This window comes from Billgrantia gudaonensis (genome assembly GCF_900100195.1).
GTDB classification, from domain to species: Bacteria; Pseudomonadota; Gammaproteobacteria; order Pseudomonadales; family Halomonadaceae; genus Halomonas; species Halomonas gudaonensis.
In genome coordinates this window covers 47,719-69,633 of record NZ_FNES01000002.1, presented here as the reverse complement: position 1 = coordinate 69,633, position 21,915 = coordinate 47,719, and the positions used below count along the sequence as shown (strand labels likewise).

The window sequence follows — 21,915 nt, the reverse complement described above, 5'->3', positions numbered from 1 at the left end:
TCCTGGCAGTTCGCCATTTCACTTACCCAGTTCATTGGGCCCCGGCATCAGCAACATTGCCGTACCGATATCGGCCCGACGACGTCCTTTGTCGATCGGAGCGCTCGGCCGAATGGCCCAGTCTCGCTCATGGTTGAAGTTCTGCTTGGCAATGGCCATGTCTGCCCTGGCTCCAAGCACCGTTCCCTGCCAGAGGGTTTCGAAATGCTCCTTGGGAACGACCACACTCCCTACGGCTGGATCACCGATAAGAACGCGTCCTTCATCCATTCCCTTGATGACGACGAAATGCTTGTAACCTCCGGTATCGATCAAGGTAATGGAGGGTGCACCAATGTCGAGATAGTCGTCCAGGTCGACCTTGAATCCATCGGAATCGAGACCCTGACTGTCGAGATAGTTCTTCATGTCTAGCATCGAGAATCCTTGGGTTTCGATCTGTTCTCGATCACCCACGGAAATCATGTACTCGAAGACTTCGGCTTCGGTCGTTTCGCGCCCGTAATGGTAGGTCAGCAGCGTCGCCACGGCCGCGGCGCCGCAACTGTAGTCGTACTGCTGCGGCACCACCTGGTCCCAACGCATTTCGTTGAGACTGCGTGCCTGGACGACGAAGGAACCAAAACCGCCGGCCACCGTCACGGGGCCGGCCACGGCAGGTAGGGCAACCAGTGACCACGCAGCCACGACCAACGCAGTCTTTTTCATGGCCATTCTCCCAATCAGGGATTCTGCACCGGTGCGTAGATGCTGATGGTGACGCCGGTATTCACGGCGTTTCCATTGCCCGTCAGCATGTTGAACTGGCCAATGCCCGAGAAGCGTTCCATCGCTCCCGCTTCGACACGAATGCCACCGGTAACGATGGTTCCTGCGGTAAACGAGGCATCGCTGACAGCCGCTTCCATGTTCTGAACGCTTTGTACCGACACGAGATCCCTGAAACCTTCACGACCGCGCAATCGTTCCAATTCGCCGCCTCCCACTTCCTGAAGCGCTGCAAATCCCTCGCCGACGCTCTCAGGCACTCTCTCATCGGCCAGGCTGATGCCCGATGCGCCCAGGAAACACACCAATCCAATGGCCACTGCCGGATACCGCATCCAACCCATCTTCAGTGCACGGTTCATGACATCGACTCCCCAGAGTGAAGTGACGACGACTCGGTATCGGCCGAAGGCGAGCCGGCGATCTACGCCGACCCGCCCCCGACTCGTCACCTCGACCGTCGATCAGTTACCGATATTCACGTTGCTGTGCGCGGCCACGTTGGTCGCTGCCAGCTGGGAGTTGTAGATACCGGTGGACAGGTTCATGTTGGCAATCCCGCCGAAGGTACCGGCACCGGCTGCCATGGTGGCCGCTCCAGTGGCCAGGGTGGCATTCCCTCCGGCACCGCCATTGCCACCGTTGCCACCATTGCCGGCCTGAGCGAGGGTGTCGCCATTGGTGGCCGTACCGCCGCCACCGCCGCCGCCGTTACCGGCGCCGCCATTGCCACCCGCTGCCGTGGCTGCACCGCCGTCGCCGCCTGCGCCGCCGGTGCCCGTACCGGTCCCCGTACCCGTGGAAGTCGCCGTGCCGGAGCCTGCGCCGCCCGTACCACCGGACGAAGTCTGGTTGGAGGTGGCGGCGCCGCTGGTAGCAGCTCCGCTGCTGGCGGCATTGGTGTTGGTGTTGTCGTCGTCGTTCTTGAAGTCGTCGGCCTTGGCGTAAGCCTTGCCACTGTCGGCGTAGCTGCCGGCATAGCCATCATCGTTCTCGGAATCGGCATCGCCGCCGTCGCCTGCCCCTACGCTGTGGCCGAAGCCCATGCCCTTGCCGACGCCATCACCACCATCGTCACCGTCGCCGGCCTTGGCATAGCCCTTGCCGCCTTCACCACCGTCGCCTTTACCACCGTTGCCACCGACGCCCAGAGAGATGGGAACCGCATTGGCATCTCCCCCATGTCCACCCATCGCCCCATCATCGCCGTCACCGGCCTTGATGTAGATCTTCGCTCCGGAAACCTTGGACTTGAGGTCTTGATAGGCGATGACTTCCGTCACGCTGTTGAAGGACTCGCTCCAGGCGCTGGCATCGCCGCCACGGCCGCTGGTGCCGCCCATGCCACCGGCTCCTCCCGCTCCACCGGTGCCGGTACCGCTGCTAGCCGCACCATTCGCGGTCAGCGAGTTCTCGTCACTGCTGTCCTTGAAGTCGTCGACTTCGTTCTCGGTCTCGTTGGAAGCCGCACTGGTGCCATGGCCTCCCCAACCGCCGTTGCCGCCGTCGGCGCTGCCGCTCTTGCCGCCCACGGCCACGGCTTCGGAGTAGACCGAGTTCTTCTGATCGTCGCCGAAGTTGAACTTATTGATGGGGTTGGCATGGGCCGTGGAAATGGCCATCACCAATGCCAGGACGGACGTACCCGCTAGGACGTACTTGTTCATGGTCTTTCTCCGTTTCTTCATGCATGAATCGTTTTCCGTAGACGCCAGTCAGAGCGGACTCGACCCGGCCTGAAGACATCGACAACCGCCGCTTCATCGTTCCCGTCGATGGGATGATGGAGGAGTCGAGCGGCGCTGCCGTGCACTTCAGTTACTCTGGCTTACCGTCCATTTACACAAAGCACGATACATGCCACCCATTCGGAAACGGAGGGCAGACAATGAAAATCATAGGGTTGCCAAGCGCAGCCAGGTTAGAGGCAACGACTGAACCGGCCGCAATCGCAGTGATTGCGGCCAGCCACCTTTCAGGAAGTTAACACTTCCATTAGCCGGTTAATCGATTTTTCCGAGAGTGGGAGAAGAGACAAGCGGTTAGCGAGACGTTCCCAGGTTCCGGATTTGAAACAGGTAGGGGTATCGTCGTGAAACGACCGCATCGCTCCGTTACAAAGGGAAGATGCGGTCGTCCGACTTCATGCCAAGCAGTGCCATTCAGGCTAGGACGGCGAACGCCTTCTCCGAGGCATCCAGCGTCTTCTGGATGTCTTCCGGCATGTGGGCGCTGGACATGAAGCCCGCTTCGAAAGCCGAGGGTGCCAGATAGACGCCTTCGTCGAGCATCGCCGAAAAGAACCGGCGGAAGACATCGGCGTCGCAGGCGGTGGCCTGGGCAAAGTTGTCCACGCGGCTCTGCCCGGTGAAGAAAAGCCCGAACATGCCGCCTGCGCGTTGAGTGATCATGGCCACCCCGGCGGCATCGGCACGCTCCTGCAAACCTTGGCACAGGGTTTCGACGCGCTGGGCCAGGGCATCGTGGAAGCCGGGTTCGCGCAGCTTGGTCAGCAGAGCGATGCCCGCCGCCATGGCCAGCGGATTGCCGGAGAGGGTGCCGGCCTGGTAGACGGGCCCCAGCGGCGAGATGTATTCCATGATTTCGCGCCTGCCACCGAAGGCTCCCACCGGCATGCCGCCACCGACGATCTTGCCCAGGCAGGTCAGGTCGGGAAGCACCCCGTAGTGCGCCTGAGCCCCGCCCAGGGCGACGCGGAAGCCGGTCATCACCTCATCGAAGATCAGCACGCTACCGTGTTCGTTGCACACCCGCCGCAGGGTCTCGAGAAAGCCGGGCACCGGGGGGATGCAGTTCATGTTGCCCGCCACCGGCTCGACGATGATGCAGGCGATCTCGCTGCCGATCTCCTCGAAGCAGGCCTCCACCGCATCGGCATCGTTGTAGGAGAGAGTGATCGTGTGCTCGGCCAGTGAGGCCGGAATGCCCGGTGAACTCGGCTCGCCGTGGGTGAGCGCCCCGGAGCCCGCCTTGACCAGCAGCGAATCGGTGTGGCCATGGTAGTTGCCCTCGAACTTGACGATCTTGTCACGTCCGGTGTAGCCACGGGCCAGGCGGATGGCCGACATCGTCGCTTCGGTGCCGGAATTGACCATGCGTACCATCTCGATGGTGGGAATCATCTCGCAGATGAGATCCGCCATGCGGGTCTCGATCGCCGTGGGCGTGCCGAAGGAGAGGCCGTTGTCGAGACGCTCACGCACCGCGCCAAGCACGTCGGGATCGGCATGGCCGGTGATCATCGGCCCCCAGGATCCCACGTAGTCGACGTATCGCTTGCCTTCCACGTCGTACAAATAGGCCCCCTGGGCACGCTCCATGAAGAGCGGCGGTCGATGCAGCCCCTTGAAGGCACGAACCGGCGAATTGACGCCACCGGGAATGTGCCGGCAGGCCTGTTCGAAGAGCTGTGCGGATGTGGTCATGGAAGCCTCACTGCAGTCACTGGTTGGAAATCGATAGCGGTGTGCTCGAAACCGTCGAGCTGTGGATAATTTATTGGATAACTTCTGAATCCGTCGTGAAAAGGCCGTGAATCATACGCTCGAGGGCATGCCCTACCGCTCTTCAACGACGGCTCCGGCCATTCTGGTCATCCTGGCAGCGCCTGACCAGCCCTCCGCCCGGCAAGGCCGCACCCGCTTGCCGTCGATCAAGAGAAGCGGTGGAATACGGATTCAGGCCCGGCCCGCTGAGGTAGCCACTGCGCCTCTCCCGGCTGCCAGCCCCGCGAAAGGGCACGCCAAGCATGCGATTGCGCCCGTTCACAAGCCAGTGCCAATGCATCACCCGCCGCCAGACGCGCTGCCAGGGCCGCTGCCAGGGTGCAACCCGATCCGTGATAGCGATGGGGCAATCGCGGCCAACGCCAGCGCCACTCGCCTTGCGGCGTGAACAACACCTGCTCGACGATGTCCGGGTCCACCCCTTCGGCAGGCGCATCGGTACCGGTCACCAACACCGCACGGCACCCCATGTCCATCAGCGCTGCCGCTCTCGCGGCATCATCCTTCCCCTCTGCCGACAGGTGCATCAGTTCGAGCCGGTTGGGCGTCGAGATATCCACATGCGGAAGCAACCGAGCGCGGCACGCCTCGATGAGACTCTCTGTGGATAACGTTTTCCCGCCACCCGCCGTCAGAACGGGATCGAGCACCACAGGGGCGTCAGGAAAACGCTGGATCACGTCGACTACCGCCTCGAGCGTCTCGGCGCTCGCCAGTAGGCCCACCTTGATGGCCCCGATGGCGAATTCGTCCAGTTCCGCCACCATCTCGCCGATCAAGGCGGGCTCCACCGGCACCACGCGGCGCACGTCACGGCAACTCTGTACCGTCAGCGCAGTAGGAACCGTCACGGCCCAGCCGCCGCAGGCGGCCACCGCCTCGCGATCGGCAATCAGCCCCGCTCCGCCGGTAGGATCATGACCGGCCAGTACCAGTACCACGGGCAACGCGCGAGAGGATGGCATGTCATTCGCCTCAGAACGGCTTGAGTACGGCAAGAAACAGGATCGCCAGCAAGACGAGCACCGGCAGCTCGTTGAATACCCGGAAGAAGACATGCGAACGGGTACAGCGCGCTTCGGCGAACTGGCGCAGGAAGCGCCGACACAGGTGGTGGTAGCCGATCAGCGCCACCACCAGCAATAACTTGACGTGCAGCCAACCCTGGCTGAGCCAGGCCGGCGACAGGAACAGCAGCGCGACGCCTAGAACCACCACCGCGATCATCGAGGGCGTCATGATGCCGCGATAGAGTTTGCGCTCCATCACCGTGAAGTAGTCGATGGCCTGGGTCTCTCCCTTGTCACGCGCCATGGCATGATAGACGTAGAGGCGCGGCAGGTAGAACAGCGCGGCGAACCAGGTCACCACCGCGGCCAGATGCAACGCCTTGATCCACAAGTACATGAAGGCTCCTCGTCGAGAAATTGCGCATTGACGTGTGCGCCATGCATTGGTGGGCCAGAAAAATGCGCCCTATCCACTGGCCTGCACATCATTCAGCCGGTAATAGCGCTCGATGGCGCCCCGCGTGATGATACCCGAAATCCGCTTCTGCCTCGGTCGATGCCCATGTTCGACGTAGAGCGCATCCACTGCCTGGTCATTGAGCCGCTCGAACGCCTCTGACAGCGTGGCCTGCAGATGGATGGGAGCCATTTCCAGACGTTGCCCGGGTACCTCCAGCAGGTCGATCATCGCTCCCGGGGCCTCGATGGATTCCTCCATGGACTCTTCCATCATTGCCCGTGCCAGGTCGGCAGCCTTGAGTGCCAGCGTCGGCTTGTCGTCGGAAGAGCGCATGATCAGTATCCACACCGGCCCCCGTTCGAGCAGCGCGCGTGCCTGATCGCAGGTCACCATGCGCGAGGTTCGTACGAAATTGCGCTCCATGACCGCAGGCACGGAAACGCGCGACAGCGCCTGCATCAGCGGCTGCTGCAACGGATGCAGGCCGTGCCGCGTCACACTGATGAAAAAGCCGTCGCAACGGCACAGCTGCCGTGCGGTAAGCCCGGCCACCACGACGGCCAACATGCCCGGCATGATGATGGAAGGGTTGTGAGTGAGCTCCAGCAGCGCCATCAGCGCAGCCAGCGGTGCTTGCAGCACCGCCCCCATCATCGCTGCCATGCCGAGCATGGCGTAGAGAGCCGGGTCGGACGCCTCCATGGGCAGCAGCGCCTGACCCGCCAGGCCACACAGCGCACCGGCCGCTCCACCGATCACCAGAATGGGACCGATGATGCTCACCGGAATGCCGCATGCCACGGTACCGGCTGTGAGCAACAGCTTGCCGATGGCCACGGCCAGTAACACGTCGACGGCTACCGAACCGGAAAGCGTGGCCTGCAGGGTGTCGTAGCCCATCCCTTGGACCTGGGGATACCATCCGGCAACGGCTGCCACGACGACGCCGGCCAGGGCGAAACGCAGCGCCATGGGTATCTGCTCGAAGCGCCGGCCCAATCGCGAGACGCGCACGAACAGGCCGGCCAACAGACCGATCACCAGTGCACTCACCACGATCCACGGCAAATCGAGCAACGAGCGAAGATGCAGGTCGGGAACCCCGATCGCCGGATCCGGACCATAGACCAGTTGCGCCACCACCGCTCCCATGCTGGAAGCCAGGATCACCGGCATGAAGCCCACGATGGTGTACTCCATCATCACCACTTCCATGGCGAAGATGACCCCAGCGATGGGGGTGTTGAACGAGGCCGAAATGCCTGCAGCCGTGCCGCAGGCCACCAGCACGCGCAAGCTGTTGTGAGGCAGGCGCAGGCGCTGACCGAGCCCGCTGGCCGCTGCGGCGCCGAGATGGATCGCCGGCCCTTCGCGACCTGCCGACAGCCCACCGATCACCGACACCACCCCCACCCACCATTGGGTGAACCAGTTGCGGATGGGAAAGCGCCCCTGTTGATAGGTCAACCGGTCGATGACGTGCAGTACGCCGATCTGCCGGCCGGAAGCCGGCATGCGCCACATCCATGCGCCGATCAACAACACGGCCAGCAAGGGCATCGCGACACGCAGTAGCGGCGCAAGCGCTTCGAACGCCTCCGGATCGTTGTCGGGAAACAACAGCCAGCCGCCCAGAGCCAGCAGGCTGCGAAACACCACCATCAAAGCGCCGGTGACCAGGCCCGACACCACACCGAGCACGCACAACTGCGGCAAGGCATCGACGTTGGCGAGCTGGCGACGAAAGCGTTCCAGACTCTGGCTGGCACTGAAGCGCGATAAACGCGACACGGCAGGTTTCCTGTACGATCCGTGGCAGGGGACGGCTGGGTCGCAGCCCCGTCACTTGTGTATCATAATCTGACGGGGCGATCCCAGTGCGTCGCTCCCGTCCTCTCCCTGGCCAACCAACGAGGAGTGCAACGTGATCAAGGTGGGAATCGTCGGCGGCACCGGTTACACCGGCGTCGAGCTGCTCAGGCTGCTGGCCCAACATCCCGAAGTCGAAATCGAGGCGATCACCTCACGCTCCGAATCGGGCGTGGGCGTCAGCGAACTCTATCCCAACCTGCGCGGGCACTACGACGACTTGGTCTTCAGCCCACCCGACCCGGATCGACTGGGCAAGTGCGATGCCGTCTTCTTCGCCACTCCGCATGGCGTGGCCCACGCCCTGGCCGCCGAGCTTCTCGAGCGCGGCACCCGGGTGATCGATCTCTCTGCGGATTTCCGCCTGCGCGATGCCGAAGAGTGGGCGCACTGGTACGGCCAGCCACACGGGGCCCCCGCGCTGCTCGAACAGGCCGTTTACGGATTGCCAGAGACCAATCGCGAGCAGATCCGCGAGGCACGCCTGATCGCCGTGCCCGGCTGCTATCCCACGGCCGTGCAGCTCGGTCTGCTACCGCTGCTGGAAAGCGGTCTCATCGACACCGACCACGTCATCGCCGACTGCAAATCCGGAGTGACCGGCGCCGGGCGCGGTGCCAAGGTGCCCTCGCTGCTCGCCGAGGCGAGCGAATCGATGAAGGCCTACGGCGCCTCTGGCCATCGCCACCTCCCTGAGATCCGCCAGGGGTTGAGCGATGCCGCGGCAGGCCCGGTCGGACTCACCTTCGTGCCCCACCTCACACCGATGATCCGCGGCATCCATGCCACCCTCTACGGCCGGCTGACCGCTGAACCCGGCGATCTCCAGACGCTCTTCGAATCGCGCTTCGCCGGTGAGCCCTTCGTCGACGTCATGCCGATGGGCAGCCACCCCGAGACGCGCAGCGTCAAGGGCGCCAATCTGTGCCGAATCGCCGTGCACCGTCCCGGCGACAGCGACACCGTCGTGGTACTGGCGGTGATCGACAACCTGGTCAAGGGCGCCTCGGGTCAGGCGATCCACAATCTGAACCTGATGTTCGGCTGCGACGAAACGGCCGGTCTCGCCGCCCCGGCACTGATGCCCTGACCCTTGATAGTTGACCCTGCCGCTCGGGATTGCGGATAATGCACGGTTAGCCATTCATTCCGGCGCATAGGAGTTCGCCCATGAGCGGCGCAGAGTCATTCGTACCGACGCCCCTGATGCTCTCCGACACTGCCCGTGCACGCCTGCGGACACTGATCGAGGAAGAGGGCAACCCCGCGCTCAAGCTGCGCGTCTACGTGACCGGCGGTGGCTGCTCGGGCTTCCAGTATGGCTTCGACTTCGCCGAAGAGGTCGGCGAGGACGACGCTCTGATCGAATTCGGCGACGTGGCCATGGTCGTCGACGCCCTCTCGTATCAGTACCTGGTCGGCTCCACCGTGGACTTCGAGGAGGGCCTGGCCGGCACTCGTTTTCTGGTCCAGAACCCCAACGCCACCACCACCTGCGGCTGCGGCGCCTCCTTCATGGTATGAAGGTCAGCGTTGGCCACACGCTGGCAAACCGACGGCCCACCGACTTGACGCTTCCCCGGGAACTCGCCATGGTTTATGGCGTCATTCACAACAATGTCCTCCACGGGGAAAAAAACATGCAACATCACCTGAAATCAGCCGCCCTCGCCTCCGGTATCGCCGCTGCCGTGGGCTTTTCGAGCCTGGCCAGCGCCGACGACCACGTGCTCGACGTAGTCACCGACCCGAGCTTCGTGCCGTTCGAAATGATGGATGAAGACACCGGCGAGATGGTCGGCTTCGACATGGACATCCTGGCCGAAATCGCCGAACGCGCCGGCTTCGAGTACAACCTCGAGACCATGGACTTCAACGGCATCATTCCCGCCGTGCAGACCGGCAACGTGGACATCGCCATCGCTGGCATCACCATCACCGAAGAGCGCGAGGAGATCGTCGACTTCTCCGATCCCTACTACGACAGCGGCCTGAAGATCCTGGTCCGCGCCAACAACGACGAGGTCGAGGATATCGACGATCTCGAGGGCCTGAAGATCGGAACCAAGGTCGGCTCCACCAGCTACGACTTTCTCGACGAGAAGTTCGGCGACGACGCCGACGTCACCCCCTATCCGGGTTCCAGCGACATGTACATGGCGCTGCTCGGCGGTAGCGTCGACGCCGTCTTCTACGACGCGCCCAACGTCGGCTACTTCTCGCAAACTCGTGGCGAAGGTCGCGTGAAAGTCGTCGGCCCGCTCTACGAGGGGCAGCAGTACGGCATCGCCCTGGCCGATGGCAGCGAATGGGTCGAGCCCGTCAACGAGGCACTGGCCGCGATGAAGGAAGACGGCACCTACGACGAAATCCACGCCAAGTGGTTCGGTAGCAGCAGCAACGACGAATAAGGCCACTGCCGCCTGATCGCGGGGTCGGGTCCGAGGACCCGACCCCGCTGCGTTGAAGCCCCGCACGACCGATACTCGCCATTCCACGACGCCTCTTGACGGGAGACCCCCTGTGGACGCCACCTTTCAATTCGACTGGCAGGCCGCCTTTGCATCCATTCCCCATCTGCTGCCCGGCATCCCCTATACGCTGCTGATCTCCTTCGGAGGCCTGGCCATCGGCTTTTTGATCGGCATCGTTTTCGGCCTGCTGCGCATCAGCCCGATCGTCTGGCTACGCGTGCCCGCCGTCGCCTACATCGAAGTCTTCCGCGGAACGCCGGTCCTGGTGCAGGTCCTGTTCATCTTCTATGGACTGCCTCAATTGCTCGGCGGCCCCATCAACGCCCTCGTGGCAGGCATCGCCGCCATCGCCGTCAATTCCGGCGCCTACATCTCCGAGATCGTCCGCGGCGGCGTGCAGTCCATCGAACGCGGCCAGCGCGAGGCCGGCCTGTCGCTGGGGCTGTCGCGTCGACAGACCTTCCGCTACATCATCTGGCCCCAGGCCTTTCGCCGCATGATCCCACCGCTCGGCAATCAAGGCATCATCAGCATCAAGGACACGTCACTGTTCTCGGTCATCGGGGTCGGCGAGCTGGTTCGTCAGGGTCAGGTCTACATCGCGACCACCTTCACCGCCCTGGAAGTCTACCTGATGGTGGCTCTGCTCTATCTGGCGATCACCCTGAGCCTGTCGTTTGCGCTGCGCCAGCTGGAGCGCAAAGGCCTGGTCGGACAATAAGGAACGCGCGACATGAATCACGACAAGTCTCCGTCCACTGACGCTCCCATCGTGCAACTGGAGAAGGTGAACAAGCACTTCGGCAGCCTGCACGTACTCAAGGACATCGACCTCGAGGTCGCTGCTGGCGAGGTGGTGGTCGTCATCGGTGCCAGCGGCTCCGGAAAATCGACCCTGATACGTTGCATCAACGGGCTCGAGGAATTTCAGCAGGGTCACATCCAGGTCGATGGCAACGATCTGGTGCCCTACGGCAAGGCCGCCAAGGCACTACAGAAGATTCGTACCGAAGTGGGCATGGTATTCCAGCAGTTCAACCTCTTTCCCCACCTCAGCGTGCTGGACAACGTGACCCTGGCCCCGATGAAAGTGCGCGGCTGGAGCCGCAAGGATGCAACGGAGACGGCCGAGCGCCTCCTGGAACGCGTCGATATCGCCGACCAGGCCAGCAAGTACCCGAGTCAGCTCTCCGGCGGCCAGCAGCAGCGTGTCGCACTGGCACGCGCCCTGGCCATGGAACCTCGCCTGATGCTCTTCGACGAACCGACATCGGCACTCGACCCCGAGATGATCGGTGAAGTGCTGGATGCGATGCGTGAATTGGCCCACGAAGGCATGACCATGATGATCGTCACCCACGAAATGGGCTTCGCCCGCGAGGTTGCCGATCGCGTCATCTACATCCATCAGGGAGAAATTGCCGAGGAAGGCCCACCGGAGGAGATCTTCGATTCGCCGAAGAACGAGCCTACCCGCAACTTCTTGGCGCGTGTGCTCAAGCACTGATTCCCCCAGCCTCTCTGGCAATCCTCCGCAGGCCCTGTCGATACCGTCAGGGCCTTTTTTCGGCCTGTGGACAAGATTTTTCACCGAATGGCACCCAGCCCCGCGGTTGCGCCGCCGAACCCGGTTTGGCCCGGTTGTTCACAGCCACGATGACAACTCCGGTATCCATCGGTGGAAAACGCCTTGATGTGTCAGGCTGTGGACGACTGGCGATTCCATCCACAGCGTCCTCACCGTTCGCGCCCAGGACGTCGACCGTCTTTCCGAGTTTCAGTCAACACAGCAAATGACTGTCTTTAAAAGAGTAATCAACCTTATCCACAAATAATGTCCACACCAGTAATTACAACCACAACAGAACTTCTCTTTATTTCATATAGATAGTAATTGATGGAGAGACCCCCTGTGCATGCTGGCTTCGGCCATGTGGAAAACCCCTGACGTTTACCCACAGGGGAGTTATACTGGCGGGCTGATTTCCCCTGATTCCAGGACAGGCGCAACGGCGCCAGCGAGGTGCACCTTGGATTACCCCGACCGCTTCGACGTCATCGTCATCGGCGGCGGCCATGCAGGAACCGAAGCCGCCTTGGCCGCTGCACGCACGGGCTGTCGGACACTGCTGCTGACCCACAACATCGAGACGCTGGGACAGATGTCCTGCAATCCCGCCATCGGCGGCATCGGCAAGAGTCATCTGGTCAAGGAGATCGATGCGCTGGGTGGCGCCATGGGTTTGGCCACCGATCGGGGCGGTATCCAGTTCCGGGTTCTCAATGCCCGCAAGGGACCGGCGGTGCGCGCCACCCGCGCCCAGGCGGACCGGATTCGCTACAAGGCGGCGATTCGCGGGCTGCTGGAAAATCAGCCCAACCTGACGCTCTTCCAGCAGGCCGCTGGCGATCTGGTGGTGGAAAATGACACCGTACGCGGCGTGGTCACCGAGACCGGCATTCGCTTCCATGCCGAAACGGTGGTGCTGTGCACCGGCACCTTTCTCGGCGGGGTCATCCACATCGGCCTCGACAACAGCCGCGGGGGGCGCGCTGGTGACCCACCGTCGAACCGCCTGGCCGAACGGCTGCGTGCGCTGCCCTTCCGCGTGGATCGGCTCAAGACCGGCACACCGCCACGCCTCGACGCCAAGAGCGTGGATTTCTCGGCCCTCGAGGAGCAGCCCGGCGACACTCCGACTCCGGTGATGTCCTACCTGGGAACGCGCGACATGCACCCCCATCAGGTCAGCTGCCACATCGCTCACACCAATGCGCGTACCCACGAGATCATCCACGCCAACCTCGACCGCTCACCGATGTACTCCGGGGTGATCGAAGGCGTAGGCCCGCGCTATTGCCCGTCCATCGAGGACAAGGTGCATCGTTTCGCCGACAAGGCGAGCCACCAGGTGTTCATCGAGCCCGAGGGGCTCGACACCCACGAACTCTACCCCAACGGTATCTCCACCTCGCTGCCCTTCGACGTCCAGCTACAGGTGGTGCGCTCCATCCAGGGCCTGGAGAATGCCCATATCACCCGGCCCGGCTACGCCATCGAGTACGATTTCTTCGATCCGCGCGATCTCAAGCACTCGCTGGAGACGAAATTCGTTCACAACCTGTTCTTCGCCGGGCAGATCAACGGCACCACCGGCTACGAGGAAGCCGCGGCCCAGGGGCTGCTGGCCGGTCTCAATGCCGCCCGGCGAGCCCAGGAGCTCGAGGCCTGGTGGCCGCGCCGCGACGAGGCCTACTTGGGCGTGCTGGTCGATGACCTGATCTCCCTGGGCACCCGCGAGCCCTACCGCATGTTCACCTCGCGGGCCGAGTACCGGCTGCTGCTGCGCGAGGACAATGCCGATCTGCGCCTCACCGAGACCGGTCGCCGATTGGGCCTGGTCGACGATGCCCGTTGGGCCGCGTTCAGCGGCAAGCGCGAGGCGATCGAGCGCGAACGCGCCCGGCTCGAGGCGACCTGGGTGCAACCCGGCACGCCCGCGGCCGAGGCGGTGGCGGCAAAGATCGGCAAGCCACTCGCCCGCGAATACAGCCTGCTCGACCTGCTCAAGCGGCCCGAGCTCGGCTACGCTGACGTGGCGACTCTGGCCGGGGAGCCGGCGAGCGATCCCATCGTCGCCGAGCAGGTGCAGATCCAGACCAAGTACCAGGGCTACATCGACCGTCAGCAGGATGAGATCGACAAGCTCAAGCGCCACGAAGCCACCCCCTTGCCGGCCGACCTCGATTACGACCAGGTCGAGGGGCTCTCCCACGAAATCCGCCAGAAGCTCGGCGAGGCGCGTCCCGAGACGTTGGCCCAGGCCGCGCGGATTGCCGGCGTGACGCCGGCAGCCGTATCCATCTTGCTGATTCACCTGAAGAAGCGGCGTCTTCTCGATGACAGCCGGGTGGCCAACGGATGAGCGTGGCGCTCTCCGCAACCGGCCGCAGGCATCTCGACGACGGCCTCGACCAGCTAGACATTGCCGTTGATGCCCGTCAGCACGAACGGCTCCTCGCACTGGTAGAGTTGTTGCACAAGTGGAATCGCGCCTATAACCTCACCGCGATACGTTCACCCGATGAGATGGTGGCCAAGCACCTGCTCGACAGCGCAGCCGTCGCGCCCTACGTCACCGAGGAGCCGCTGCTCGACGTGGGTGCCGGTCCCGGTCTGCCGGGCCTGGTTCTGGCCATTCTGGCTCCGCAGCGGTCGGTGACCCTGCTCGACAGCAACGGCAAGAAAGTGCGTTTTCAACGGCAGGCCGTGATGGAGTTGGGACTCGACAATGTGGTGCCGGTGCAAGCGCGGGTCGAAGCGTTCGAGCCTGGCGATGCGCGTTATCCACAGGTGATCTCCCGCGCCTTTGCCAGCCTGGGCGACTTCGTCCGGTTGACGAATCCGCTGGTCGCGCCGGGTGGGCGCTGGCTAGCCATGAAGGGGCCAGCAGCCGATGACGAGCTGGCCGAACTGCCTGACGGGGTAGCGTTGCGAGATCGTCGAACGCTGACGGTACCGTTCACCGAGGCAGACCGTCAGCTGCTGATCGTCGAGCGAATCGACAACCCCGGCCGCCGGTGAGCGCGCCGCCTGACGCAAGGATGTCGCCCGTGACTCGAATCATCGCGCTAACCAACCAGAAAGGGGGCGTGGGCAAGACCACCACGGCCGTCAACCTAGCAGCGAGTCTCGCCGCCCTGGATCGGCGCGTGCTGCTCGTCGATCTCGATCCCCAGGGTCATGCCACCATGGGCAGCGGTATCGACAAGCACGCGCTCGATGTCAGCGTGCTCGATCTACTGCTGGCCGACACGCGCGCCACCGAAGTGATTCTCGACTGTCCGGCTGCCGGCTATGCCCTGCTTCCGGGAAACGGCGACCTCACCGCAGCCGAGGTCGAGTTGCTCGATCGCGCCGAGGGACGCGAGCGCTGTCTGGGCAAGGCGCTCGAGCCGGTGGCCAGTGAATACGACGTCGTGCTGATCGATTGTCCGCCATCGCTCAACATGCTCACCGTCAACGCCTTGACCGCGGCCGACGGGGTGCTGATCCCCCTGCAGTGCGAGTTCTACGCCCTGGAAGGCCTCTCGGCGCTGCTCGATACCGTCGAGCAGATCAAGGACAGCGTGAATCCGGCACTGGCCATCGACGGCATCCTGCGTACCATGTTCGATTCGCGCAACAGCCTGACGCGGGACGTCAGCAAGCAGCTGCGCGACTATTTCGGCGAAGCGCTGCTCAAGACCACCATTCCGCGCAACGTGCGCGTCGCCGAAGCGCCCAGTCACGGTCTGCCGGTCACCCGATACGCCCGCTTTTCGCGCGGCAGCCAGGCCCACCGGGTGCTGGCCAAGGAACTGATCCGTCGCCTGTCGCTGTAACCGCTGTGATGAGGGAAAGTCGATGACGCGCAAACAACGCGGTTTGGGCCGTGGCCTGGATGCCCTGATCGGTGCAGGTGCTCGCCGCCGCGAGAGCCTTGATCTACCCGATGGCGATCCGGATGGCGTCGATGCGGCTGCGTCGTCGCCGGTGCCCGAGCCCACTGCCGAGGAGCGCCTGGAGCGTTTGCCGCTGGGTCAACTGACCCGCGGTCGCTATCAGCCGCGCCGCGACATCCAGCCCGAGGCCCTGGAGGAACTGGCCGACTCGATTCGTGCCCAGGGGGTCATGCAGCCCATCGTGGTGCGCCCGGTCGGCGATGCGCGTTACGAGATCGTTGCCGGCGAGCGCCGCTGGCGCGCTGCTCAACTCGCCGAACTCGATACCATCCCGGCGGTGATTCGCGAGGTCAGCGACGAAGTCGCCCTGGCCCTGGCGCTGATCGAGAACATTCAGCGCGAGAATCTCAACCCCGTCGAGGAGGCCATGGCGCTCAAGCGGTTGCTCGATGAGTTCGAGCTCACCCAGCAGCAGGTGGCCGATGCCGTTGGCAAGTCACGCGCTCAGGTGGCCAACCTGCTGCGTCTGCTGTCGCTCGAGACCGAGGTGTTGACGCTGCTGGAGCGCGGCGATCTGGATATGGGCCACGCCCGGGCGCTGCTCTCGCTTTCCGGTGCCAAGCAGCGCAAGGCCGCCCACGAGGTGGTCAACCGCGACCTCACCGTTCGTGACACCGAGGCGCTGGTCAAGCGGATGCTCAGCGGCGAACCCAAGCGGGCCGAGAGTCCGGCCCCCAGCCCCGACGTGGCACGTCTGGAGACGCGTCTCGGCGAGCTGCTCGGCGCCCCGGTGAAGATTCAGCACGGTCGTGGTGGCAAGGGTCGAGTGACCATCCGCTATTCGAGTCTGGACGAGCTGGACGGCATTCTCGAGCACATTCGCTGAGAGGTCAGGGCTATCTCTGCGACCCGTCGCCGGCTGGGCCTTTCGCCATGTTCGACTGCGATTGGCCCAGCCGAGAATGCTGGGTTGTTTTTAGCACGCTAACGGATTTTCCCGTCATGAACTCGCCATTTGGTCTTAAGCTGGCGTGATATCGTGTCAAAACGGTGCAGCTCAGGTTGAAGGTGCCAAGGGGCTTCCCTATAATCCGCCGGTGTTTGCCTGACGGGCACTAGCAGCGTATCGATTGCGCACCGGCGCTTGAGTGCGCGACATCGTCGACAGGATGTGCATGCCAAGATCAGCTGCCATGAAGCGCCGGCGACTGGATGCCACCCGCTTGCTGCTGGCCCAGGGGATCAGCACGCTGCTGGCAACGGGCCTGGGTGGCTTGCTGGCCGCATGGCCGGGTGCCGCTTCCGCCTTGCTCGGCGGGCTCACGTGCCTGATTCCTTCACTCTATTTCGCTTGGCGTGTCGGTTCGGTGGGCGGTGGCAGACAGGCAAGACGCTTCGTCGCAAACGTTTATCGGGCCGAAGCGGGAAAGTTCGGTTTGACGGTGGCACTGTTCGTGGTGGTGTTCATAGCCGTGCCCCCCTCAAACCCGATTTTCTTCTTTGTCGCATATGTGGCGGTACTCTTCACGCACTGGCTGGCTCCTTGGCTGGTGCGCGGCGGACCGGCTCCCTGAATCGAGGTAACCACGGTATGGCAGCAGGTAGCGAGAACACGGCAGCGTATTACATCCAGCACCACCTTCAGAACCTCACCTACGGTTATCACCCCGAGAACGGCTGGTCACTGGCCCACTCCGCCGAGGAGGCTCGCGAAATGGGCTTCTGGGCACTCCATCTCGACACCATGGGCTGGTCCATCGCCATGGGCGCGTTGTTCATCTGGCTGTTCCGCAAGGCGGGTCGCCTGGCCACCACCGGGGTTCCCGGCGGCCTGCAGAACGCCGTCGAGATGGTGGTCGAGTTCATCGAGAACCTGCTGCGTTCCACCTTCCACGGCAAGAATCCGATCATCGCGCCGCTGGCACTGACGCTGTTCGTATGGATCCTGTTCATGAACACGTTGAAGATCATTCCGGTGGACTACTTCCCGCAGCTGTTCTCGCGCCTCGGCGTCGAGTACATGAAGATCGTGCCCACCACCGATCCCAATGCCACCCTGGGCATGGCGCTGGGCGTGTTTATCCTGATCATCTACTACAGCATCAAGGTCAAGGGAGCCGGTGGCTTCGCCAAGGAGCTCTCGCTGACGCCCTTCAACCACTGGGCGCTGATTCCCTTCAATCTGGTGCTGGAAATCATCGGCCTGCTGGTCAAGCCGTTGGGCCTCGGCCTGCGTCTGTTCGGCAACATGTTCGCCGGCGAAGTGATCTTCATTCTGATCGCTCTGCTGCCGTTCTGGGCCATCTGGCTGCTGGACGTGCCGTGGGCGATCTTCCACATCCTGGTGGTGACGCTGCAGGCCTTCATCTTCACGGTGCTGTCCATCGTGTACCTGAGCGCCGCTCACGAGCATCACTGAACCGAGCAACGCTTACCATCCCCTCAACCCTAACCCGCTGAACCTCAACTCAACGTCAGGAGTAACATCATGGAAATGGTCTACATTGCTGCAGCCATCATCATCGGTCTGGGCGCTCTGGCTACCGGTATCGGCTTCGCTCTGCTGGGTGGCAAGCTGCTCGAGTCCACGGCTCGTCAACCCGAGCTGGGCGATCAGCTGCAGACCAAGACCTTCATCATGGCCGGCCTGCTCGACGCCGTGCCGATGATCGGCGTCGGTATCGCGATGTACCTGATCTTCGTTGTCGCCGGTTAACGTCATTGCCGAGCGCTGAGGCGCTCGGTTCGTTCGTTTCCGGTCGCCACGAACCTGTCAGAGGTACATTCCCGTGAATATCAACATGACGCTAATCGGACAGACGCTCGCGTTCGCGATCTTCGTCTGGTTCTGTATCAAGTACGTGTGGCCGCCGATCAGCACGGCGCTCCATGAGCGCCAGAAGAAGATCGCTGATGGTCTCGATGCGGCCAGCCGGGCGTCACGTGACCTCGAGCTCGCCCAGGAGCAGGCGGCCGAGACGCTGCGCGAGAGCAAGGAGCAGGCGGCTGCGATCCTCGAACAGGCCAACAAGCGCTCTTCCCAGATCGTCGAGGAGGCCCGCGAGCAGGCCCGCGCCGAGGGCGAGCGCCTGGTGACCAGTGCGCGTGCCGAGATCGATCAGGAAATCCAACGCGCCAAGGACGAGCTTCGTGCCCAGGTGTCGCACCTCGCGGTGACCGGTGCCGAGCGCGTCCTGGAAGCCTCCGTCGACGAGAAGGCTCATCGCAAGCTGCTCGACAAGCTTGCCGCCGAACTGTGAGGAGGTGATCCATGGCGGAACTGTCTACCGTCGCACGGCCCTACGCCAGGGCGGCGTTCGAGTATGCTCGCGATCACAAGGCGCTGGAGAAGTGGTCCGAGTGGCTGGGCAAGCTGGGGCAGGTGGTTGCCGTTCGCGACGTCCAGAAGCTGCTGTCGAGCCCGAGTCTCGATGCCGAGCGCAAGACAGGCCTGGTCGTCGAACTGGCCGAGGTCGAGGTCGACGAGGACGCCAAGCGCTTTCTCGACACTCTCGGCGCCAAGGGGCGGCTCGCCGCACTGCCGGCAGTCGCCGAGCAGTTCGAACGCTTGCGCGCCGAGCATGACAAGCGCATCGACGTCACCGTCGTCTCGGCTTACGCGCTCGACGACAAGCAGCAGCAAAAGCTCGCCGGCGCGCTCAAGAAGCGCCTGAACCGCGAAATCTCCATTACCACTCAGGTGGAACCGAAGCTGATCGGGGGCGTCATCCTGCGCGCCGGCGACACCGTCATCGACGGGTCGGTGCGCGGTCGACTGGACCGCCTCTCCGAAGCTCTCACCGCTTGAGTCCGAGGGACATGGCATGCAGCAACTGAATCCTTCCGAGATCAGCGACATCATCAAACAGCGTATCGAAAAGCTGGATGTCGCTTCCGAAGCCCGCAATCAGGGCACCATCGTCAGCGTCTCCGACGGCATCGTGAAGATTCACGGTCTCGAGGACGCGATGTTCGGTGAGATGATCGAATTTCCCGGCAGCATCTACGGCATGGTGCTCAACCTGGAGCGCGACTCCGTGGGTGCCGTGGTGCTGGGCGACTACCTGCAGCTCGAAGAGGGCATGACCGCCCAATGCACCGGGCGCATCCTCGAGGTGCCGGTGGGCCCCGAGCTGATCGGCCGCGTGGTCGACCCGCTGGGGATGCCCATCGACGGCAAGGGTGAGATCAACGCCAAGCTCACCGACGCGGTCGAAAAGGTCGCTCCGGGCGTCATCACCCGTCAGTCGGTGGATGAGCCGATCCAGACCGGCCTCAAGTCCATCGATGCAATGGTGCCGATCGGCCGTGGCCAGCGTGAGCTGATCATCGGTGACCGCCAGATCGGCAAGTCGGCCATCGCCGTCGACACCATCATCAACCAGAAGGGCAAGGGCGTCACCTGCGTCTACGTGGCCATCGGCCAGAAGCAGTCGACCATCGCCCAGGTGGTGCGCAAGCTCGAAGAACACGGCGCCATGGAGCACACCATCGTGGTTGCCGCCGGCGCCGCCGATCCGGCTCCGATGCAGTTCCTGGCGGCCTACTCCGGCTGCACCATGGGCGAGTACTTCCGTGACCGCGGCGAAGATTCGCTGATCGTCTACGACGACCTGTCCAAGCAGGCCGTGGCCTATCGTCAGGTGTCGCTGCTGCTGCGTCGCCCGCCGGGCCGCGAAGCCTACCCGGGCGACGTCTTCTACCTGCACTCGCGCCTGCTCGAGCGTGCCGCACGCGTCAATGCCGACTACGTGGAGAAGTTCACCGACGGCAAGGTCAAGGGCAAGACCGGCTCGTTGACGGCCCTGCCGATCATCGAAACCCAGGGTGGCGACGTCTCGGCGTTCGTTCCGACCAACGTGATCTCGATCACCGACGGTCAGATATTCCTCGAGACCAACCTCTTCAACTCGGGCATCCGTCCGGCCATCAACGCCGGTCTTTCGGTATCTCGCGTGGGTGGTTCGGCACAGACCAAGATCATCAAGAAGCTCGGCGGCGGCGTGCGTCTGGCACTCGCCCAGTACCGCGAACTGGCGGCCTTCTCCCAGTTCGCCTCCGACCTGGACGAAGCCACCCGCAAGCAGCTCGAGCACGGTCAACGCGTCACCGAGCTGATGAAGCAGAACCAGTACTCGCCGATGTCCGTGGCCGAGATGGCGCTCTCTCTGTATGCCGCCAACGAAGGCTTCCTGGACGATGTCGAGGTCAACAAGGTGCTGGACTTCGAGCGTGCCCTGCGCGACTACATGAAGGCCGAGCACAGCGATCTGTTGGACAAGATCAACGAGACCGGCGACTACAACGACGAGATCCAGCAGGGCTTGAAGGCGGGTCTCGAGAAGTTCAAGGCCACTCAGAGCTGGTAATGCCGCCGGCCCGCCCGAGCGGGCGGGCCCACGACGTTTTCTGAGGGCCACGAACGGAGTAGATCGCTATGGCAGCTGCAAAAGAGATACGCACCCAGATCGGGAGCATCAAGAATACGCAGAAGATCACCAGTGCCATGGAAATGGTCGCTGCGTCGAAGATGCGTAAAGTGCAAGACCTGATGAAGGCCAGCCAGCCTTACGCCAAGCAGATCCGCAACGTGGCAGCCCACATCGCCGACGCCAACCCCGAGTATCGTCATGACTACATGATCGAGCGCGACGAGGTGAAACGGGTCGGATTCATCGTGGTGTCCACCGACCGGGGTCTGTGCGGCGGCCTGAACCACAACCTGTTCAAGGCGGTGGTGAAGGATGCCAAGGCGTGGCGCGACAAGGGTGCAGAGCTCGATTTCTGTGCCCTGGGCACCAAGGCCGGTGCCTTTTTCCGCAACTATGGCGGCAATCTGGTCGCGGCGAAGAGCGGTCTGGGGGAAGCCCCGGAAGTGGACGACCTGATCGGCAGCGTCAAGGTGATGCTCGACGCCTACGACGAAGGGCGGCTCGACCGTCTCTACGTGGTGTACAACGAGTTCGTCAACACCATGACGCAGAAGCCGGTGGTTCGCCAGCTGTTGCCGCTCACCCCGGGCATGGGGTTGGATGAAGAGGCCGAAGACAATCAGCGTCCCGGTAGCTGGGACTACCTGTATGAACCGGATGCCAAGGCGCTGCTCGACAGCCTGCTGGTTCGCTTCATCGAATCGCAGGTGTACCAGGCGGTGGTCGAGAATGGGGCCTGTGAGCAGGCCGCGCGGATGATCGCCATGAAGAGCGCCACCGACAATGCCGGCAACCTGATCGATGATCTGGAGATGGTGTACAACAAGGCCCGCCAGGCCGCCATCACCCAGGAAATCTCCGAGATCGTCGGTGGTGCCGCCGCCGTATAGCGCCAGGGGAGGGCCAGGCCTTCCCTGAGGCCTGTACGAG

Annotated in this window: 23 protein-coding genes; 16 read left to right on the top strand and 7 right to left on the bottom strand. The window is 63.2% G+C overall.

The annotated features are described in order from the left end of the window. Positions 1 to 18 precede the first annotated feature (18 nt). The 7 genes from BLP96_RS02390 to BLP96_RS02360 form a co-directional block, all read right to left on the bottom strand. On the bottom strand, positions 19 to 708 hold the full coding sequence (locus BLP96_RS02390; RefSeq protein ID WP_245682136.1) for a C39 family peptidase: 690 nt from the start codon (positions 706 to 708) through the stop codon (positions 19 to 21). A gap of 14 nt (positions 709 to 722) precedes the next feature. After that, positions 723 to 1,130 carry a hypothetical protein gene (locus BLP96_RS02385; RefSeq protein ID WP_089682724.1) on the bottom strand — a complete coding sequence of 136 codons (408 nt, stop codon included), beginning with the start codon at positions 1,128 to 1,130 and terminating at the stop codon, positions 723 to 725. 102 nt (positions 1,131 to 1,232) lie between these two features. Then, positions 1,233 to 2,435, bottom strand: coding sequence for a hypothetical protein (locus BLP96_RS20050; protein ID WP_089682722.1), 1,203 nt, complete (start codon positions 2,433 to 2,435; stop codon positions 1,233 to 1,235). Positions 2,436 to 2,930: 495 nt separating this feature from the next. Then, positions 2,931 to 4,214, bottom strand: coding sequence for a glutamate-1-semialdehyde 2,1-aminomutase (gene hemL / locus BLP96_RS02375; protein WP_089682720.1), 1,284 nt, complete (start codon positions 4,212 to 4,214; stop codon positions 2,931 to 2,933). 227 nt (positions 4,215 to 4,441) lie between these two features. Further along, positions 4,442 to 5,260 (bottom strand): bifunctional hydroxymethylpyrimidine kinase/phosphomethylpyrimidine kinase, encoded by an 819-nt coding sequence (thiD, locus tag BLP96_RS02370; RefSeq protein WP_089682718.1) that lies wholly within the window; start codon positions 5,258 to 5,260, stop codon positions 4,442 to 4,444. 10 nt (positions 5,261 to 5,270) lie between these two features. Beyond that, complete coding sequence (gene hemJ, locus BLP96_RS02365) at positions 5,271 to 5,702, bottom strand: protoporphyrinogen oxidase HemJ (RefSeq protein WP_089682716.1); 432 nt, start codon at positions 5,700 to 5,702, stop codon at positions 5,271 to 5,273. Positions 5,703 to 5,771: 69 nt separating this feature from the next. Then, entirely contained in the window at positions 5,772 to 7,556 is a 1,785-nt protein-coding gene (locus tag BLP96_RS02360; protein ID WP_089682714.1) for a chloride channel protein, read from the bottom strand. A gap of 133 nt (positions 7,557 to 7,689) precedes the next feature. On the opposite strand from BLP96_RS02360, the gene argC reads away from it, so the two are divergent. The 16 genes from argC (at position 7,690) to atpG (ending at position 21,875) form a co-directional block, all read left to right on the top strand. Beyond that, positions 7,690 to 8,724, top strand: a complete 1,035-nt coding sequence (argC, locus tag BLP96_RS02355; protein WP_089682712.1) for an N-acetyl-gamma-glutamyl-phosphate reductase — start codon at positions 7,690 to 7,692, stop codon at positions 8,722 to 8,724. A gap of 80 nt (positions 8,725 to 8,804) precedes the next feature. Beyond that, complete coding sequence (gene erpA, locus BLP96_RS02350) at positions 8,805 to 9,158, top strand: iron-sulfur cluster insertion protein ErpA (RefSeq protein ID WP_089682710.1); 354 nt, start codon at positions 8,805 to 8,807, stop codon at positions 9,156 to 9,158. A gap of 116 nt (positions 9,159 to 9,274) precedes the next feature. Continuing rightward, positions 9,275 to 10,045, top strand: coding sequence for a transporter substrate-binding domain-containing protein (locus BLP96_RS02345; protein WP_089682708.1), 771 nt, complete (start codon positions 9,275 to 9,277; stop codon positions 10,043 to 10,045). A 112-nt stretch (positions 10,046 to 10,157) separates the two neighbouring features. Beyond that, positions 10,158 to 10,829 (top strand): amino acid ABC transporter permease, encoded by a 672-nt coding sequence (locus tag BLP96_RS02340; RefSeq protein ID WP_089682706.1) that lies wholly within the window; start codon positions 10,158 to 10,160, stop codon positions 10,827 to 10,829. Between the two features lie 12 nt (positions 10,830 to 10,841). Beyond that, positions 10,842 to 11,615: an amino acid ABC transporter ATP-binding protein gene (locus BLP96_RS02335; protein WP_089682704.1), complete on the top strand. Its 774-nt coding sequence runs from the start codon at positions 10,842 to 10,844 to the stop codon at positions 11,613 to 11,615. Between the two features lie 523 nt (positions 11,616 to 12,138). Further along, positions 12,139 to 14,034: a tRNA uridine-5-carboxymethylaminomethyl(34) synthesis enzyme MnmG gene (mnmG, locus tag BLP96_RS02330; protein WP_089682702.1), complete on the top strand. Its 1,896-nt coding sequence runs from the start codon at positions 12,139 to 12,141 to the stop codon at positions 14,032 to 14,034. After that, positions 14,031 to 14,693 (top strand): 16S rRNA (guanine(527)-N(7))-methyltransferase RsmG, encoded by a 663-nt coding sequence (rsmG, locus tag BLP96_RS02325; protein ID WP_089682700.1) that lies wholly within the window; start codon positions 14,031 to 14,033, stop codon positions 14,691 to 14,693. The genes mnmG and rsmG overlap by 4 nt, the downstream gene beginning before the upstream one ends. 29 nt (positions 14,694 to 14,722) lie before the next feature. Beyond that, positions 14,723 to 15,493: a ParA family protein gene (locus BLP96_RS02320; RefSeq protein WP_089682698.1), complete on the top strand. Its 771-nt coding sequence runs from the start codon at positions 14,723 to 14,725 to the stop codon at positions 15,491 to 15,493. 22 nt (positions 15,494 to 15,515) lie between these two features. Next, entirely contained in the window at positions 15,516 to 16,439 is a 924-nt protein-coding gene (locus BLP96_RS02315; RefSeq protein WP_089682697.1) for a ParB/RepB/Spo0J family partition protein, read from the top strand. Between the two features lie 262 nt (positions 16,440 to 16,701). Further along, entirely contained in the window at positions 16,702 to 17,127 is a 426-nt protein-coding gene (locus BLP96_RS02310; RefSeq protein WP_245682135.1) for an ATP synthase subunit I, read from the top strand. Between the two features lie 17 nt (positions 17,128 to 17,144). Then, positions 17,145 to 17,972, top strand: coding sequence for a F0F1 ATP synthase subunit A (atpB, locus tag BLP96_RS02305; protein ID WP_089682693.1), 828 nt, complete (start codon positions 17,145 to 17,147; stop codon positions 17,970 to 17,972). A 69-nt stretch (positions 17,973 to 18,041) separates the two neighbouring features. Further along, positions 18,042 to 18,269: a F0F1 ATP synthase subunit C gene (atpE, locus tag BLP96_RS02300; protein ID WP_089682691.1), complete on the top strand. Its 228-nt coding sequence runs from the start codon at positions 18,042 to 18,044 to the stop codon at positions 18,267 to 18,269. A 73-nt stretch (positions 18,270 to 18,342) separates the two neighbouring features. Continuing rightward, positions 18,343 to 18,813 (top strand): F0F1 ATP synthase subunit B, encoded by a 471-nt coding sequence (locus tag BLP96_RS02295; protein ID WP_089682690.1) that lies wholly within the window; start codon positions 18,343 to 18,345, stop codon positions 18,811 to 18,813. A gap of 11 nt (positions 18,814 to 18,824) precedes the next feature. Beyond that, the gene (locus BLP96_RS02290; RefSeq protein ID WP_089682688.1) at positions 18,825 to 19,361 is read left to right on the top strand and encodes a F0F1 ATP synthase subunit delta; all 537 of its coding nucleotides are present in this window, start codon (positions 18,825 to 18,827) and stop codon (positions 19,359 to 19,361) included. 16 nt (positions 19,362 to 19,377) lie between these two features. Continuing rightward, positions 19,378 to 20,922 carry a F0F1 ATP synthase subunit alpha gene (gene atpA, locus BLP96_RS02285; RefSeq protein WP_089682686.1) on the top strand — a complete coding sequence of 515 codons (1,545 nt, stop codon included), beginning with the start codon at positions 19,378 to 19,380 and terminating at the stop codon, positions 20,920 to 20,922. Between the two features lie 68 nt (positions 20,923 to 20,990). Further along, complete coding sequence (gene atpG / locus BLP96_RS02280; protein ID WP_089682684.1) at positions 20,991 to 21,875, top strand: F0F1 ATP synthase subunit gamma; 885 nt, start codon at positions 20,991 to 20,993, stop codon at positions 21,873 to 21,875. Positions 21,876 to 21,915: the final 40 nt, after the last annotated feature.